Below are 16,856 nucleotides of genomic sequence, written 5' to 3' on the forward strand. Positions count from 1 at the left end.
TCAGCCGAAAAGCAGATCGTCCGGCTTGGCGATCGGCTGCTTCTTGTCGAAGGCCATCCAGCCCTTCACGAGGCGGACGATATACCAGATGGCGAGACCGAGGAGGACCAGAAATCCGAGCCCCAGCAAGGGGATCAGCAACATGCCGATGACGCTGCCGGCGACGCCTAGCCAGAACGTCCTGATCAGCCAGGTGTTGTGGCTTTCCTTCCAGGTTCCGCGGGTCGCATCGCGATCCATGTAGGCAATGACCACACCGACGATCGCGGTAATGCCGGTGATGAACGCGGCAGCATAGCAGATATACGCAATCAGGGTCATGTCGGTACCGCCGGACTGCGGTGCGATCTGGTTGTCGCTCATTCTAGCCTCCGCTCACTCAATGATGGTCCGCTGATTGTGCCTGCGAAATCGGCAAGTCTCAAACCCTGTTGCGTACCGGCGAACCACCTAGGGGGACGCGCGTTCATTGACATCATCATGCACCGGTCTTATCTGTGCCGGTGTCAGGGACGCCCGCGCGCTGGGCGCAGAAGCAGGATATTGCATGCTCGGAATAGGTAGCCTCGCCAAGCGGCTCTTCGGCTCCGCCAACGACCGTACCGTCAAGGGGTATCAGAGCCGTGTCGGCGCCATCAATGCGCTGGAGCCGCAGATCAAGGCGCTATCGGACGACGAGTTGCGCGCCAAGACGGTGGAGTTCCGCCAGCGTCTCGATAATGGCGAGACCGTCGACAAGCTGCTTCCGGAGGCCTTCGCGGTCGTTCGTGAAGCCGCATGGCGCGTTCTGGGTCAACGGCATTTCGACGTGCAGCTGATCGGCGGCATGGTGCTCAACGAAGGCGGCATCGCCGAAATGCGCACCGGTGAAGGCAAGACCCTTGTATCGACCCTGGCCGCCTATCTGAACGCCGTCGGCGGCAAGGGCGTGCATGTCGTCACGGTCAACGATTACCTGGCCAGCCGCGACTCCAAGTGGATGGGGCAGATTTTCAACTTCCTCGGCCTGAGCGTCGGCTGCATCATTCATGGCCTGACCGACGAAGAGCGGCGCGCGGCCTATGCCTGCGACATCACCTACGGCACCAACAACGAATTCGGCTTCGATTACCTTCGTGACAACATGAAGTTCTCGCTCGAAGCGATGGTGCAGCGACGGTTCAACTTCGCCATCGTCGACGAGGTCGACAGCATCCTGATCGACGAGGCGCGGACGCCGCTGATCATTTCCGGCCCCACCGAGGACAATTCGGAGCTGTATCGCGCCGTGAACGCGTACATCCCCGAACTGGGCGACGCGGATATCGAAAAGGACGAGAAGGCCAAGACCGTCGTGCTGACCGAGGAAGGCACGGAGCGGATGGAGCAGATCCTGAAGCAGGCCGGCCTGATCGAGGGCGGCAATCTCTACGACATCGAAAACGTGTCGATGGTCCATCACGTGAACCAGGCGCTGCGCGCCCACAAGATGTTCACCCGCGACGTTGACTACATCGTGAAGGACGACAAGGTCGTCATCATCGACGAGTTCACCGGCCGCATGATGGAAGGACGCCGCTATTCCGAGGGCCTGCACCAGGCGCTGGAAGCCAAGGAAGGCGTCAAGATCCAGAACGAGAACCAGACCCTCGCGTCGATCACCTTCCAGAATTATTTCCGCCTGTATCCGAAGCTTTCCGGCATGACCGGCACGGCCTCGACCGAGGCGGCGGAATTCGCCGACATCTACAATCTTGGGGTAGTGGAAATCCCCACCAATCTGCCGGTGTCGCGCATCGACGAGAATGACGAGGTCTATCGGACCGCCAAGGAAAAGTACGACGCGATCATCGACCAGATCGAAGTCTGCACCAAGCGGGACCAGCCCGTTCTGGTCGGCACGGTCAGCATCGAGAAGTCGGAGTACCTGTCCGAACTGCTGAAGAAGCGCAAGATCACGCACAACGTGCTGAACGCCCGCTATCACGAGCAGGAAGCCTACATCATCGCGCAGGCCGGCCGGATCGGCGGCGTGACCATCGCCACCAACATGGCCGGTCGCGGCACCGACATCCAGCTGGGCGGCAATATCGAAATGCGGATCGCCGCCGAGACGGCGAACGTCGCCGACCCAGCCGAGAAGGCGCGCCTTGCCGCGTCGATCACCGAAGAGATGCTCGCCGAGCGGGCCAAGGTGAAGGCCGCCGGCGGTCTTTACGTCATCGGCACCGAGCGTCACGAAAGCCGCCGCATCGACAACCAGCTGCGCGGCCGTTCCGGCCGTCAGGGCGACCCGGGCCACTCCAAATTCTACCTGTCGCTGGACGATGACCTGATGCGCATCTTCGGGTCCGAGCGCATGGAGAGCATGCTGGTCCGCCTGGGCCTGGAAGAAGGCGAGGCCATCACCCATCCGTGGATCAACAAGGCGCTCGAGAAGGCGCAGATGAAGGTCGAGGCGCGTAACTTCGATATCCGCAAGAACCTTCTCAAATACGACGACGTGATGAACGATCAGCGCAAGGCGATCTACGAGCAGCGCCGCGAGCTGATGGAAGCCGAGGATGTTTCCGAACACATCACCGACATGCGCCAGGACGTGATCGAGGACGTGGTCAGCACCCATATTCCGCCGCGCTCGTTCCCGGAACAGTGGAACATCGAAGGTCTGCGCGTGGAATTCCACCGCATCTTCGGCATAGAGGCGCCGCTGGCCGAGTGGCTGCAGGAAGATGGCATCAGCGAAATCGAGATCAGCGAACGGCTCACCCGCATGGTGGATGAGCGCACGCAGGAGAGAGCCGACCGCTTTGGCCCGGATGCGACGCGCTGGCTGGAAAAGAACATGCTGCTGCAGACCATCGACCAGCAGTGGAAGGAGCACCTGCTGCAGCTCGATCATCTACGCCAGACGGTGACGCTGCGCGCGTATGGTCAGCGCGACCCGCTCAATGAATACAAGAGCGAAGCGTTCGAGATGTTCCAGTCCATGATGGGCCGGGTCCGCACGGACACGATCGGGCTGCTTTCGCAGGTCGAGTTGCGCATGGACGAGGAGCCGCCGCCCATGGAGGAACGGGTCCCGCCACAGCGCATGCACGCGACCCATCTGGATCCGCAGACCGGTGAAAATGAAATGGACGAGATCGAGTTCGTCAACGCCCGCCAGGCGTTCGACAAGAACGATCCGTCGACCTGGGGCCGCGTGCCCCGCAACGCGCTGTGCCCGTGTGGGTCTGGCCAGAAGTACAAGCGTTGCCACGGCGCATTGACCAACGCCCAGTAGCCTCTCCGTCCTAAAAGCCGCCCCGAAACGGGCGGCCTTTACTCTGACGGTCCCTTGAGTTCGACCACATTGCCGTCGGGGTCGGCCACGTAGATGGACGGGCCTTGGCCTTCGGCGCCATAGCGCCGGCCGCTGTCGGTCACGCGCACGCCGTGGATGTCGAGGTGGGCCGCGATGGCCGCTTCGTCCCACGGATCGATCCTGAGGCAGAAATGGTCCATGTTGCGTCCCAGCTCGCCAGGAGCCGGTCCACCGGCCCAACCGAGCGGCCCCGCGACGTCGACGAGGTCGATCAGCGCGGAACCGGCCCGAAGCTGGGTCAGCCCGAACGCCGCCTGTACCTGTTCGACCGCGCACCCCAGCACATCACGATAGAAGGCGACGAGCCGCGCCACATCGGCGGTCCGGAGCACCACATGATCCAGCCGGACGATGGTGAAGGGCGCGGTCACGGCTTCTTGCTGAAATCCATGTTGGCGTTGACCTGGAAGCTGTTGACCAGTTTGACGATCTCCGGGTGGGTGCAACCCTGCGCCGCGATCGAAGACTTCACGACTCCATCGAGCTTTTCGGCGCGGGCATTCAGCAGGTCGATGATCTCCGGCTCGGATTTGTCGGGCAGGAGCTGCCTGTAATGGTTCACGGCGAGTTGCTGGATGGCCAGCATGTTGCCGAAGAAGCGCTCCATGGTCGTCTGGTCCGGGCTGCCGCAGGTGCGGGCGGCGACGAGCGAGATGAAGAAATTATCGAACGCCTTGGTGACCGCGTCCCTTTCCTGGGTCCCCGGAGTCAGCGACTCACCGGGCACCTCCGTCTGCGCCGCGGCGGGCATCGAGACGGCGAGCAGCACTGCAATGGCGATCGCCCTGCCTTTACGCGACACCGGCCGTCCCCAGCGCGAGGAACTTGCGGCGGCGCTCGTCGCGGAGGGTCTCGGGCGACTTGCCGGACTGCAGGTCCAGCGACGCGGCGACGGCGTTGCCGAGGCGTTCTATGGCCTTGGCCGGGTCACGGTGCGCACCGCCCAGCGGTTCCTGAACGATGTCATCAATGACCTTCAGCCGCTTCAGGTCCTGCGCCGTCAGCTTCAGGGCGGTCGCCGCTTCCTCGGCGTGGTCGGCGCTGCGCCACAGGATCGACGCGCAGCCTTCCGGGGAGATCACCGAATAGATCGCGTGCTCGAACATGAGCACCCTGTTGCCGGCCGCAAGCGCCACCGCGCCGCCCGAGCCGCCTTCGCCGACGATCACCGACACCACGGGCACGCCGAGATTGAGGCACGCTTCGGTCGAGCGGGCGATGGCCTCGGCCTGACCGCGCTCTTCGGCGCCGACGCCGGGATAGGCGCCGGGCGTGTCGACCAGGGTGATCAGCGGCAGCCGGAAGCGATCCGCCAGCTCCATCAGCCGAACCGCCTTGCGGTAGCCTTCTGGACGGGCCATGCCAAAATTGTGCTTTACGCGGGTTTCCGTATCGCGCCCCTTTTCGTGCCCCATGACCACGACCGCTTCGCCGCGAAAGCGGCCCAGACCGCCGAGAATTGCCTGATCGTCGCCGAAGTTCCGGTCGCCGGCGAGCGGCATGTAATCCGTGAAGAGCCCGGCCAGGTAATCGCCGAAATGAGGACGGCGCTGATGACGGGCGACCTGCGTCTTCTGCCAGGGCGTCAAATCCTTGTAGGTCTGACGCATCAAGGCCTCGAGCTTGCCTTCGAGACGGGCCACTTCGTCGACAACGTTGACACCGCCGCCGTCGGAGAGGCGTTTCAGCTCGCGGATCTTGCTTTCCAGCTCCGCGATCGGTTTTTCAAATTCCAGGACTGCTTCCATGATGGGATGTGGTTGAAACCCTGTTGTTTCCACGGTGGCGCTCAGCGCCGGATCGACAGACTTGTACCCGAAACCGGCCCAACTTGCTAACGCCGATCAAGACGATAGACGTCGCGCGATGCCGTGCGTCAGCGCACCGGGCATGTGAGGAAATTGGACTCGCTGGTCGATCTGGCCGGGACTATCGTGCATCACATGCAAATAGACGTCATCTCAGACACGATCTGCCCGTGGTGCTACATCGGCAAGAAGCGCCTGGAAAAGGCCATTGCCGCCCGCCCCGACATCGCCTTCGAAGTGATCTGGCGTCCGTATCAGCTGAACCCGGAAACGCCCCGCGAGGGTTATGACCGCAAGGCCTATCTGAAGGCCAAGTTCGGCGACAGCGACCAGGCGAATGGCGTCTACAAGATCGTCTCGTCCACGGCGGCCGAGGAAGGCCTGGATCTGGCGCTGCAAAAGCAGAAGCGATTGCCGAACACGCTGGACTCGCACCGCCTGAATCACTGGGCGCATACGGCCAGGTTGCAGAACGAGGTCGTCGAGATCCTGTTCCGCAAGTACTTCATCGACGGCGAGGACATCGGCGATCCCGCCGTGCTGGTCGGCGTGGCCAAGGAAGCCGGCATGGACGCGGCGATCGTCGCGCGTCTGCTGTCGGGCGACGCCGACAGGGACCTGATCCTGCGCGAGGAAGCCGTCGCCCGCCGGATGGGCGTCACCGGCGTGCCCTGCTTCATCATCGACCAGAAGCTGGTGATGGTCGGCGCGCAGGAAACCGACATGCTGCTGCGCGCCATCGACCACGTGGCGCAGTCGACGCAGGCCGCCGAGTAGCACTGCGCCCGCCGCTCAGGGCATGGCCCGACCGATTCTCCGAAACGAATTGGGCCCATCCTGCGCTGGAGCAGGATGGGCCCAAAGACGTCAAGCGTCGGCCTGTCAGAGAGCCTTCAGCTTCTCGACGGTCGCGATCAGAACTTCGGCCTGACGGATCGAGGCCAGATCGATCAGCTTGCCGTCGAGCGCCACGGCGCCGCGGCCTTCCTTCTGGGCAACTTCCATGGCCTCGAGGATGCGCTTGGCCTTGGTCACTTCCACCTCCGACGGGCTGAACAGCTCGTTGCCCAGCGCCACCTGCGACGGATGGATCGCCCACTTGCCCTCGCAGCCGAGAACGCCGGCGCGGTTGGCCTGGGCACGGTAGCCGTCAGGGTCGGAGAAATCGCCGAACGGTCCGTCGATCGGGCGCAGCCCATGCGAGCGGGCGGCGACAACGATGCGCACGATGGCGTAATGCCACATGTCGCCCCAATAGGTATCGCGGTTGCCATTATCGTCGGCGTTGGACAGAACGACGTAGTCCGGGTGCGGGCCGCCGATCTGGGTGGTGCGCATCTTCATGGAGGCGGCGAAGTCGGCGACGCCGAAATGCAGCGATTCGTTACGCTTGGAGGCGCCGGCGATGGCATCGATGTTCATCAGGCCGCGCGCGGTCTCGATGATGAGTTCGAAGCCGACCCGCTTCTTGCGGTTCTTGGCGGTCTCGATCTGAGTGCAGAGCATGTCGAGGGCGTAGACGTCCTCGGCCACGTCGACCTTGGGCAGCATGATGAGATCGAGGCGTTCGCCCGCGTTCTCCATCAGATCGACCACGTCGCGGTACATGTAGTGAGTGTCGGTGGCGTTGATGCGCACGGACACGGTCTTGCGGCCCCAGTCCAGATCGTTGATCGCCTCGATCACGAGCTTGCGGGCGCGGTCCTTGTCATCGGGCGCAACCGCGTCTTCCAGATCGAGGAACACCACGTCGGCATCAGACTGCGCGGCTTTTTCGAGGAACCGTGAATTGGAACCGGGTACGGCCAGTTCGCTGCGGTTGATGCGGGCCGGAGCCTGTTCGACGGGGAGGAACGCCATGGATCGCCTCTTTTTTCTGGGGCTGATGAATGGGTGGCACGCTATCCAGCGCGTCCGTCCGAGTCAATCGAGGCGGACAGGTAGGAGACTCAAACCTGTCCGGCGGTTTTGGACAAAGGGTGGCCGTCTCGCACAAGGGCCTGGAGACGCTCTTCCAGCACATGGGTGTAGATCTGGGTGGTGCTGATGTCCGCATGGCCCAGCATCTGCTGCACCGAACGGAGATCGGCGCCATTGTTCAGGAGATGGCTGGCGAACGCATGGCGCAGAACGTGGGGACTGACGCGGCGCGGATCGACCCCGGCCTCGACGGCCAGTTCACCCAGCAGCTGGAAGAAGCGGATGCGGGTCAGATGGCCGTCCTTGCCACGCGACGGAAACAGGAACGCGGCGCCGCGCGGACCGGCCTGGGCCAAGAACACCGGGCGGACAGCCAGATATTCCGTCATGGCGGTCTTGGCCGGGACGCTCAGTGGCACCAGCCGTTCCCGTCCGCCCTTGCCCTGGACGAGCAGCACCCGCACATCGCCGCGCGCGGCGGCGACCGAGAGCTTTACCAGTTCGGACACGCGCAGGCCGGTGGCGTAGACCACTTCGAGCAGCGCGAGGAGACGAACATGCCGAGGCGTGCGGTCGCCGTCCAGGCGCGCCCGCGCGGCGCCCAGGAGCCGGTCGACCTCGCCGATGCTGAGGACCTTGGGCAGGTCCCTGCCCCGCTTCGGCCCCTCGAGCGTCGCGGCGGGATCGTCGCCGCGCATGCCGTCCGCGTAGAGAAACCGGTAGAACTGCTTGAGCGCCGACAACCGGCGGGCAGCGGTTCTGACGGCGAAACCGGCATCCTCCAGGCGGGCGAGATAGGCCCGGATGGCTTCGGCGTCGGCCTCGCGCAGCGATACCCGGCGGCGGCCGACGAATGCCTGGAAATCTTCGAGATCGCGGCGGTATGCGTCGAGCGTGTTCAGCGCCGCGCCGCGTTCGGCGGCGAGCATTTCGAGAAAGGCTTCGATCAGATGCGGATCGTCAGCCATGCGCCGCGCCTAGAGGCCGGTGGCGATCAGGGCCTCGAGCGCGAGGGCACGGGCGTCCCGCTCCAGTTTCACCTTGCGCAGGGTCTTGATGACATCCGCGAGGACGGCGGGGCCGACCTTTCCGGGTCCGCCGTCGCCAAGAACGACGAGGCAGAGGAGAACAGCCTCGCCGACCCTGCCAGCATCTCCCGCCGCCACGAGCCCGCGCCAGACCGGAAGCGGCGGCATCGACCCGTTGGCCTGTTCACTGCTGTCATAGAGACCGATCCAGTAGGTCTGGGGCACGGGGTGGCCGAGCGCTTCGACGATGGCAGGCAAAAGGGCGCCGCCGCGCGGGCGATCACCGTCCGCCGCGCGACTGGCCCACGCCTCCAGCGCCTCTTCGGAATAGGGCATGTCGGGATCGGCGACGAGCATGAAGGGCCATACCGCGTCCCGGGCGGCGGACGCTGCGTCATCCGATGGGGCGCTGGACGCGATCCGTGCGTACCACTCGCGCGCCGCCTCCAGTTCACCGGCCAGCAGCAGCGCCCTGATGATGTCCGGGGCGGCTTGCGTCATGTCAGGGGCGGCGGGCATCGGCGTCTCCAGCTCCGGCGGAGCCAGCTCGTCCGGGAGCAAATCCGCAGGCGCGGAGCCATCGATGTCCGTCGGGAGCGGCGTTTCGACCGAAAGCTTTTTGGTCGCTTCGGCGTTCACACGGGCCGCGAGCGGCAACGTGCCTTCGGCGCGGGCGCGCTGCCAGATCGCCTGCAAGACCGCCAGCCGCGTCCCGGCGTCGGGAGCGTCCATGGCCGCGCGGTACAAAAGGGCATTGCCGCGCGCGCCGGGCTGACTGGCGGCGGCGGTGATCGGATCGGCGAGATCCGGCGCATGGAGCGTGGCGCCCGCATAGGCCGACGCCAGGTCGTTCGCACCAATCGCGCCGGCCAATGCCGCGCGCTCGGCCGCTTCCAAGCGGATGTCGCCGGGCAGTTCATTGTCACCGGCGACCGCGACGAGCACCATCGGGTCCGCGGCCTCGAGCGTCGCGGCGCCGACCTCGCTGCCGGACATTTTGAGCATGGCGAGCTTGAGCGGTGTCAGCGGCTTGTCGTTCGCCAAGGCGGGCTTTTCGCCGCGCTCGCCCTCGGGCAGTCCCAGCCAGGACAGCAGGGCGAAGTAATCCGGATCGTCCCTGCCGGTGTCGCGCAACAGGTCGGCGCTAAGGCTCGCGCCGGGTGCATCGCCCGCGACAGCCTTGCAGAAGCCGACAACATCGAGCCAGACAGTCTCGTCGCTGCGCTGGTTGGCGCTCATGGCCTCGTCGCACGCGGCCTGTGCATTGCCTACAAGCAACAGGGAATCGACACGGGCGCGAGTCAGCCTGGAATTATCGATCCTTTCCGAAACACGGCCGAAAAGATCCGCGAGTTCGCTGGTATAGCCTCCGGTGGCGAGACGATCGACGCGCGCCTGCAGAACATCGTACGGGTTATGATCCGGCGTCCGCGCCTCGGGAATCCGGGCTTCGGTCAGCAGCAGCCGCTCGGCCAGGGAGCGCATGGCGGGCGAGCCCTTGCCGATGGGCATACGGGGCAAAAGCGCCACCAGGGTGCGCCGGTCGCTGCCGTCCCACATGGCCCGGGGCAACCCGCCATCGCCTTCGGTCAGCGTGCCCGGCGAGGACGGGTCAAGGCTGTCGAGACCGCGCTGGTAGACGCCGCCAGGCGGAAGCGCGCCATCCTGTGTCGGCGCGGCGTCGGCCGGTTCGCCGGGAACGATCCGCATTGGGCCGGAGGGCGCATCAAGCGGCGCCTGCTCGACGGCTGGCGCGCGAGTGGGCGCCGGCCGGGCTGGCGGACCGTCCGGAACAACCGTCCCGTCAAACTGGGCGGACGCGGTGGACGCCACCGCAATCACCACACCGGCCAGGACTCCAGAAAGACCGCGCCTCTGGCGCGGGCTATTGCTGGAGTGTCTCATTGGGCAGGTCTTTGTCCACTTCTGTCGAGGGCGCGGGCGGATCCCAGAAGGTCAGGAAAACCAGCGCCGCGCCGGCGACGATGATGAGGATGACGAGGGCGATGATGATGGTACGGAGCTTGTTCAAGAGCGGCTCATTCCCTTTTTTGCCAGAAGGCTGATTTTCAGAGCGAATGCATATAACATAAGGCGAAACGAGTTGCATTGAAGCACATGGACATGCTGGACGACGACGGCGCGACCACCACGCAGCCGCCTTTCGAGTTGGACCGCTCCATCGTTCTTGTCGGGCTGATGGGCGCCGGCAAGACGACCATTGGACGTCGCCTCGCCAAACGGCTGGGCGTGCCGTTTGTCGACGCGGATGCGGAGATCGAAAAGGCCGCGGGGTGTTCCATCAAGGATATCTTCGAGTGCTATGGCGAAGCCGCCTTCCGGGAAGGCGAACGCCGGGTGATCTGCCGTCTCATGGCGGGTCCGCCGCAGATCGTGGCAACAGGCGGCGGGGCGTTCATGAACGATGAAACCCGTAAACGCGTGAAGGAGGCAGGAGTTTCCGTCTGGCTCAAAGCCGACATCCCCACCCTTGTCGCCAGGGTCGGCAAGCGGGACACCCGGCCGCTGCTGTCGAAGGGCGATCCGGAAACGATCCTCCGGGAACTGGCGGCCAAGCGCGATCCATTCTATGCAGAAGCCGACATCCATGTGGAGAGCCGCGACGGACCGCATGACAACGTGGTCGATGCGGTGATCGACGCTCTCAGGAACCGGCAGGCCGCTTGACATGATTCACGATACCGTAACCGTAGGTCTGGGCGACCGGTCCTACGACATTCTCGTCGGCACCGGCCTGCTCGCCCGGGCCGGCGACCTGATCGGCCCGATGTTGAAGCGTCCCCGCACCTTCATCGTGACCGACGACAACGTCGCGGGGCTCCACCTCGAGCCGCTGCGCGCGGCACTGGCATCGGCGGGCATCGACTCCGCCGCCCATGTCCTGCCCGCGGGCGAGAAGACCAAGAGCTTTGGCCATCTGGAAGCGCTGCTGGAGGCCATGCTGGACGCCAGGCTGGAGCGGCGCGACCGGGTCATCGCGCTGGGCGGGGGGGTCATCGGCGACCTGACCGGGTTCGCCGCCAGCATCCTGCGGCGCGGCATCGACTTCATCCAGGTGCCGACAACCTTGCTGTCACAGGTCGACAGCTCCGTCGGCGGCAAGACCGGCATCAACACACGTCAGGGCAAGAACCTGGTCGGCACCTTCCATCAGCCCAGCCTGGTGCTGGCCGACACGGATGTGCTGAACACCCTGCCCCGCCGGGAACTGGGCGCCGGGTACGCCGAGGTCCTGAAATACGGGCTCATCCGCGACGTGGCGTTCTTCGACTGGCTGGAGGAACACGGCGCCGCCGTCCTGGCCGGCGACCAGAACGCCCGCGCCCATGCCATCGCCACCAGCTGCCGCGCCAAGGCGGAGGTGGTGGCCGCCGACGAGTTCGAAACCGGTGACCGCGCGCTGCTCAATCTGGGGCACACCTTCGGCCATGCGCTGGAGGCGGAAACCGGTTTCGGCGACCGGCTGCTGCATGGCGAGGGCGTCGCCATCGGCATGGTGCTGGCGTTCGAATTGTCGGCCCGGCTCGGCCTGTGCGATCCGCAAGCGCCTGTTCTGGTGCGCACGCATCTGCGGCGCCTCGGCCTTCCCTCGTCGCCGGCGGATATCGCCGGTCCGCGCATGCACGCCAAGACGCTGATCGCGCACATGGCGCAGGACAAGAAGGTCAAGGACGGCCGCATCACCTTCGTCCTGGCCCGCGGCATCGGCCAGGCATTCATGACCAGCGACGTCGAAACTCAAGCCGTCGAAGCCATGCTGAACGACGCGCTACAACCCGCATAGGTCAATGCTCACCATAGGCTGCATTTTCATCCTGCTTCTGCTCTCCGGCTATTTCTCGGCGTCGGAGACCGCGCTGACAGCCGCATCACGTGCCCGCATGCATTCGTTGTCACAGGCCGGCAACACCCGGGCTGCGGCCGTCGAGCTCCTCAAGAAGGACAATGAGCGCCTGCTGGGGACCATCCTGGTGGGCAACAACGTGGTCAACATCCTGGCGACCGCGCTGACCACGGCGCTGTTCACCCAGATGTTCGGTGAATATGCCGTGGCCATCGCCACTGGCGCCATGACGGTCCTGGTCATCCTGTTCGCTGAAGTCATGCCCAAGACGCTGGCCATCCGCAATCCGGATCGCGGCGCCATGATGGTCGCCCCCACCATCGGCATCCTGGTGCGCCTGCTGTCACCCCTGACATGGGCGATCCAGGCCGTTGTCCGCTTCGTTCTCGGGGCGCTCGGCGTCGGCATCAGCGCCGATCAGCCGGTGCTGTCGGCCCATGAAGAGATCCGCGGCGCCATCGACCTGCATGCCCGCGAGGGCGGCATGATCAAGCCACACCGCGACATGCTGGGCAGCGTCCTGGACCTGGACGAGCTGGAGGTCTCGGAGGTCATGATCCACCGGCGCAACATGCAGATGATCGACGCGTCCATCGGCCCGGACGCCATCGTCGAGGAAGTGGTGCGCAGTCCGTACACCCGCATTCCGCTGTGGCGCGACAATCCGGAAAACATCATCGGCATCCTGCATGCCAAGAACGTCCTGCGCAGCGTGCGCAACACGCCGAAACTGTCCATGGAGCAGATCGAGGCGTTGATGACGCCGCCCTGGTTCATCCCGGACACGACGAGCTTGCGCGAGCAGCTCAACGCGTTCCGCAGCCGCCGCTCGCATTTCGCGCTGGTGATCGACGAGTACAGCGTGCTCAAGGGACTGGTGACTCTTGAGGACATCATCGAGGAGATCGTCGGAGACATCGCCGACGAACATGACGTGGCCCGCCGCGTCATCCGGCCTCAGGCCGATGGCCGCCTGATCGTCGAGGGCACCACGACCATCCGGGACCTGAACCGCGAGATGGACTGGAACCTGTCGGACGAGCACGCGACCACCATCGCCGGTTACGTCATTCACGAGGCCCAGACCATTCCCGACGCCGGGCAGGTGTTCAAGTTCGACGGGTTCAAATTCGACGTGCTGGAGAAGCGCCGCAACCAGATCGTACTGTTGCGCATCACGCCGCCGGAACCCGTCGACACCGACACCATCTGATGGGAGAACTGTTCTCCATCATCGCTCCGGTATTCCTGATCTCGGCCCTAGGCTACGCCTGGGCGAAGATGGAGCAGCCTTTCGATACGCTGCTGGTGACGGCACTGCTGACCAACGTCACCTCACCCTGTCTGATCTTCAGCCGCGTCGCGTCGCTGGACGAGGATTTCGCCACCTTCGGGGGCGTGGCCGGTCTCGCCATGCTGTCGATCACGATTTTCGCGGCCACCGGTTATGCGGCGGCCAAGGCGCTGAGGCTGCCGGTTACCGCGACGGTAGGCCCCATCATGTTCCCGAACAATGGCAACATGGGGCTGGCGCTTTGCCTGTTCGCGTTCGGCGAGGTCGGCATCGGGCTGGGCATCGGGTTCTTCATCGTGTCGGCGACCACCCAGTTCACGCTGGCGCCGTGGATCGCCTCGGGCCGGTTTTCCCTACGACAGATCCTCCGTTCGCCGGTCATCTACGCCTCGACCGCCTCGATCATCTTCCTGGGCGCGGGCATCCAGGTGCCGGAATGGCTGCACAACACGACAACGCTGTTGGGCGATGTCTCGATTCCTCTGATGCTGATCACACTGGGTGTCTCTCTCGCGCGCCTCAAGGTCGTCAGCCTGCGGAACAGCCTGATCGTCTCGCTGCTGCGTCTGGGCATAGGCTTCACCACCGGAGTCGGTCTCGTCTGGGCCTTCAACCTGACGGGCGTGACGGCTGGCGTCGTCCTCATCATGTGCTCCATGCCGCCAGCGGTGTTCAACTATCTGTTCGCGGCCCGGTACGGCGATCACGCCGAGGAAGTGGCCGGCACGGTGATCATCTCCACGGCCCTCTCCTTTGCCACAATGCCCCTGTTGCTGGCCTATGCGCTGCGCTGAAGCCGGCAACGGCGCGGACTGGGGCGCCTGATCAGGGGCCGCGCCCCGGCAACAAAGTCACTACCGTCGCAGGAAAGGCTATCCGCCGGACCAATGGGCCGGTAGCATGGACTCATCCGGCGTTTGGGGGCGCCGCGTGCCATCATGATTAAACGGAGGACTGCTTCATGGGACCATACCGCGACTTCTGGCCCGTCTATCTGGGCGCCCATCGCGGCGTATGGACCCAGCGCGCTCATCTGTTGGCATCGCTCGTCGGTGCCGTTGGTGTCTTCAGCGCCATCGGCACAGGCGAGCCCCTGCTGGCGCCAGCGGGCATCCTGCTTGCACTGGCCATCGCTTTCTCGAGCCACTTCATGCTCGAGGGCAACCAGCCGACCATCGCCCTCAACCCCCTGTGGAGCGCAGTAGGCGACGTTCATATGTGCATCCTGCTGGTGACCGGCCGCCTGCCTGCAGAAATGGCGCGGCTGGGTATTTCCCGCGCGGGGCCCACCGGCCCCCGGTTGACCCCGGTCAAGGTGAAGCGCTAGACACCTCGCGCGATCTTCGTCACAGGTCCGGCCGTGGCGCCTTCACGGTCCGGGACCGTGCCATCAGCACGAAGCCGATGAGCGCGAGACCAGCGCAGACGAGCGTGAGAGACAGGTAAACGACGCCGCTCTGGGCGTGATAGACGACACCGTGCCCGGGGACGAAACAGCGGCCCGCATCGTCGAAGCATCCGCGCCAGCGCCAGTACATCGCGTGGTACAGAACGCCGAAGACCAAGGCGAGCCCCAGCGAGACCACCACCACGGACCATCCAACAAGGGATCGGCGCACCGGCGGCGCTATCCGGCGCGTTTTCCCTCGCCGGGGGCGACGGTCTCCAGCGACAGCGCATGCACGGGACCGGCCAGCTCATCGGCAAGGATGCCGTAGACCAGACGCTGGCGCGCGACGCGCATCATGCCGGCGAACCGCTCCGCGACGATCACCACGTGGAAATGGGTTTCTCCTTCCGGACGCGCGCCGCGATGCCCCTTGTGCTTGTGCGATTCATCGATCACCTGCAACTCGGACGGCGCGAGCGCGTCGGTCAGCTTGGATTTAATTGTCTCGGCGACGCTCATTCTACAGCCTTGCTCTTTCCAACCAGCCCGGTCGTTACCATAATCCCCGGATGATGCACAGCCACGCCCATACCGCCACCCAAGACCGAGCCTGCGACTGGCCCGGCTGCGACGGGCATGGCGAGCACCGGGCGCCCAAGGATCGCGACCGGCTGGACGACTATTACTGGTTCTGTCTCGGCCATGCGCGCGAATACAACAAGGCATGGGACTATTTCGCCGGCATGCCCAACGTGGAATATGAAAGCCTGATCCGCTCCAGCGCCACTTGGGAGCGGCCGACCTGGCCGCTGGGAAAGCGCAGCAGCGACCGTTCGGCCTGGCCGTACTGGGCCGCGCGGGAGGCGATGGGCGCGTTCTCCGAGAACCCGGATCCGGGCGAGAAACCGCTGCAAACTCCCGAGACTCTCGCGACCGTGTCCCGACTGGGACGACGCGAGCGGCAGGCGCTCGCCACGCTGGAGTTGCCGGAGACAGCGTCGTTGCAAGACATCAAGAAACGCTTTAAGCAATTGGTGAAGCGATACCATCCTGACGCCACCGGCCCGGCCAGCAAGCCCAGCCGCGCCATTGAAGAGCGTCTTCGTAATGTGATTCAGGCCTATTCCGTGCTCAAGGAGAGCGGCCTGTTCAAGGACACAATGTGGAAGAAGGTCGATGACGTCGGAAAATAACATGCCCGGCCACAACGGGTTGCCGGATACCAAGGTTTCGGTCCGCGAGGTTTTCGGCCTCGACAGCGACATGACGGTTCCCGCGTTCTCGAGCGGCAACGAGTACGTTCCGCCGAAGGATGATGCCTACCTGTTCGACCATGACACGACCATGGTCATCCTGGCCGGATTCGCCCACAACAGGCGCGTCATGGTGCAGGGCTATCACGGCACCGGCAAATCGACCCACATCGAGCAGGTCGCCTCGCGCCTGAACTGGCCGTGCGTGCGCGTCAATCTGGACAGCCACATCAGCCGTATCGACCTGATCGGCAAGGACGCCATCGTCCTGAAGGACGGCAAGCAGATCACCGAGTTCCGCGAAGGCATCCTGCCTTGGGCGATCCAGAACCCGGTCGCGCTGGTGTTCGACGAATACGATGCCGGTCGCCCCGACGTGATGTTCGTGATCCAGCGCGTGCTCGAGGTGGAAGGCCGCCTGACCCTGCTCGATCAGAACAAGGTCATCCATCCGCACCCGTCGTTCCGGCTGTTCTCGACCACCAATACCATCGGCCTCGGCGACACGACCGGCCTCTATCACGGCACGCAGCAGATCAATCAGGGCCAGATGGACCGGTGGAACATCGTCACCACCCTGAATTATCTGGAGCATGACGCGGAAGTGCGCATCGTGCTCGCCAAGTCGCCGAGCTACAACACGCCGGAAGGCCGCGACACGGTGAACCGCATGGTCCGCATCGCCGACCTGACGCGCGCCGGCTTCGTGGCCGGTGACCTGTCGACGGTCATGTCGCCCCGTTCCGTGATCACCTGGGCGCAGAACAACGAAATCTTCAAGGATCTCGCCTTCTCGTTCCGCGTCACCTTCCTCAACAAATGCGACGAACTCGAGCGGCCGCTGGTGGCCGAGTACTACCAGCGCGTGTTTGGCCACGAACTGCCGGAATCGGCGGTATCGCAGGCCGCCAGCGCCGCAAAGAAAGTCGTCAACGCCTAAGAGTCCTGCATC

Annotated in this window: 19 protein-coding genes; 9 read left to right on the plus strand and 10 right to left on the minus strand. The window is 64.6% G+C overall.

From position 1 onward, the window contains the following. Entirely contained in the window at positions 1-363 is a 363-nt protein-coding gene (locus WJU17_RS05915; protein ID WP_346326410.1) for a hypothetical protein, read from the minus strand. Between the two features lie 184 nt (positions 364-547). Here WJU17_RS05915 and secA point away from each other — a divergent pair, with 184 nt between their 5' ends. Next, the gene (gene secA / locus WJU17_RS05920) at positions 548-3,265 is read left to right on the plus strand and encodes a preprotein translocase subunit SecA (protein WP_346326411.1); all 2,718 of its coding nucleotides are present in this window, start codon (positions 548-550) and stop codon (positions 3,263-3,265) included. A gap of 38 nt (positions 3,266-3,303) precedes the next feature. Here secA and WJU17_RS05925 read toward each other — a convergent pair whose 3' ends face one another. The 3 genes from WJU17_RS05925 to WJU17_RS05935 are packed head-to-tail and all read right to left on the minus strand — an operon-like array spanning position 3,304 to position 5,094. Then, on the minus strand, positions 3,304-3,717 hold the full coding sequence (locus WJU17_RS05925) for a VOC family protein (RefSeq protein WP_346326412.1): 414 nt from the start codon (positions 3,715-3,717) through the stop codon (positions 3,304-3,306). Next, a complete protein-coding gene (locus tag WJU17_RS05930) occupies positions 3,714-4,148 on the minus strand; it encodes a hypothetical protein (protein ID WP_346326413.1) in 435 nt (144 codons plus the stop codon). Before WJU17_RS05930 ends, WJU17_RS05925 begins: the two co-directional genes overlap by 4 nt. Beyond that, on the minus strand, positions 4,138-5,094 hold the full coding sequence (locus WJU17_RS05935; RefSeq protein WP_346326414.1) for an acetyl-CoA carboxylase carboxyltransferase subunit alpha: 957 nt from the start codon (positions 5,092-5,094) through the stop codon (positions 4,138-4,140). The genes WJU17_RS05930 and WJU17_RS05935 overlap by 11 nt, the downstream gene beginning before the upstream one ends. A gap of 144 nt (positions 5,095-5,238) precedes the next feature. On the opposite strand from WJU17_RS05935, the gene WJU17_RS05940 reads away from it, so the two are divergent. Then, positions 5,239-5,931, plus strand: coding sequence for a DsbA family oxidoreductase (locus tag WJU17_RS05940; protein WP_346326415.1), 693 nt, complete (start codon positions 5,239-5,241; stop codon positions 5,929-5,931). A 105-nt stretch (positions 5,932-6,036) separates the two neighbouring features. On the opposite strand, the gene WJU17_RS05945 is transcribed toward WJU17_RS05940, so the two are convergent. The 4 genes from WJU17_RS05945 to WJU17_RS05960 all read right to left on the minus strand — a co-directional run bounded on the left by WJU17_RS05945 (position 6,037) and on the right by WJU17_RS05960 (position 10,134). Next, positions 6,037-7,014, minus strand: coding sequence for a CoA ester lyase (locus WJU17_RS05945; protein WP_346326416.1), 978 nt, complete (start codon positions 7,012-7,014; stop codon positions 6,037-6,039). An 89-nt stretch (positions 7,015-7,103) separates the two neighbouring features. Next, complete coding sequence (locus WJU17_RS05950; RefSeq protein ID WP_346326417.1) at positions 7,104-8,042, minus strand: site-specific tyrosine recombinase XerD; 939 nt, start codon at positions 8,040-8,042, stop codon at positions 7,104-7,106. 9 nt (positions 8,043-8,051) lie between these two features. Further along, the gene (locus WJU17_RS05955; RefSeq protein WP_346326418.1) at positions 8,052-9,812 is read right to left on the minus strand and encodes a hypothetical protein; all 1,761 of its coding nucleotides are present in this window, start codon (positions 9,810-9,812) and stop codon (positions 8,052-8,054) included. A gap of 175 nt (positions 9,813-9,987) precedes the next feature. After that, a complete protein-coding gene (locus WJU17_RS05960) occupies positions 9,988-10,134 on the minus strand; it encodes a hypothetical protein (RefSeq protein ID WP_346326419.1) in 147 nt (48 codons plus the stop codon). 86 nt (positions 10,135-10,220) lie between these two features. On the opposite strand from WJU17_RS05960, the gene WJU17_RS05965 reads away from it, so the two are divergent. The 5 genes from WJU17_RS05965 to WJU17_RS05985 all read left to right on the plus strand — a co-directional run bounded on the left by WJU17_RS05965 (position 10,221) and on the right by WJU17_RS05985 (position 14,588). Further along, entirely contained in the window at positions 10,221-10,790 is a 570-nt protein-coding gene (locus WJU17_RS05965) for a shikimate kinase (protein WP_346327404.1), read from the plus strand. A gap of 1 nt (position 10,791) precedes the next feature. Then, positions 10,792-11,907, plus strand: a complete 1,116-nt coding sequence (gene aroB / locus WJU17_RS05970; protein ID WP_346326420.1) for a 3-dehydroquinate synthase — start codon at positions 10,792-10,794, stop codon at positions 11,905-11,907. Positions 11,908-11,911: 4 nt separating this feature from the next. After that, entirely contained in the window at positions 11,912-13,180 is a 1,269-nt protein-coding gene (locus tag WJU17_RS05975) for an HlyC/CorC family transporter (protein ID WP_346326421.1), read from the plus strand. Further along, positions 13,180-14,055: an AEC family transporter gene (locus tag WJU17_RS05980; RefSeq protein WP_346326422.1), complete on the plus strand. Its 876-nt coding sequence runs from the start codon at positions 13,180-13,182 to the stop codon at positions 14,053-14,055. Before WJU17_RS05975 ends, WJU17_RS05980 begins: the two co-directional genes overlap by 1 nt. 167 nt (positions 14,056-14,222) lie before the next feature. After that, entirely contained in the window at positions 14,223-14,588 is a 366-nt protein-coding gene (locus WJU17_RS05985; RefSeq protein WP_346326423.1) for an Mpo1-like protein, read from the plus strand. Positions 14,589-14,607: 19 nt separating this feature from the next. Here WJU17_RS05985 and WJU17_RS05990 read toward each other — a convergent pair whose 3' ends face one another. Next, a complete protein-coding gene (locus WJU17_RS05990; protein WP_346326424.1) occupies positions 14,608-14,880 on the minus strand; it encodes a hypothetical protein in 273 nt (90 codons plus the stop codon). 8 nt (positions 14,881-14,888) lie between these two features. Then, positions 14,889-15,170, minus strand: coding sequence for a BolA family protein (locus WJU17_RS05995; protein ID WP_346326425.1), 282 nt, complete (start codon positions 15,168-15,170; stop codon positions 14,889-14,891). Between the two features lie 50 nt (positions 15,171-15,220). Here WJU17_RS05995 and WJU17_RS06000 point away from each other — a divergent pair, with 50 nt between their 5' ends. Beyond that, positions 15,221-15,844: a J domain-containing protein gene (locus WJU17_RS06000; protein ID WP_346326426.1), complete on the plus strand. Its 624-nt coding sequence runs from the start codon at positions 15,221-15,223 to the stop codon at positions 15,842-15,844. Next, positions 15,828-16,844, plus strand: a complete 1,017-nt coding sequence (gene cobS / locus WJU17_RS06005) for a cobaltochelatase subunit CobS (protein WP_346326427.1) — start codon at positions 15,828-15,830, stop codon at positions 16,842-16,844. The genes WJU17_RS06000 and cobS overlap by 17 nt, the downstream gene beginning before the upstream one ends. Positions 16,845-16,856 lie beyond the last annotated feature (12 nt).

The sequence above is a fragment of the Iodidimonas sp. SYSU 1G8 genome (assembly GCF_039655775.1).
Taxonomy (GTDB): domain Bacteria; phylum Pseudomonadota; class Alphaproteobacteria; order SMXS01; family SMXS01; genus RI-34.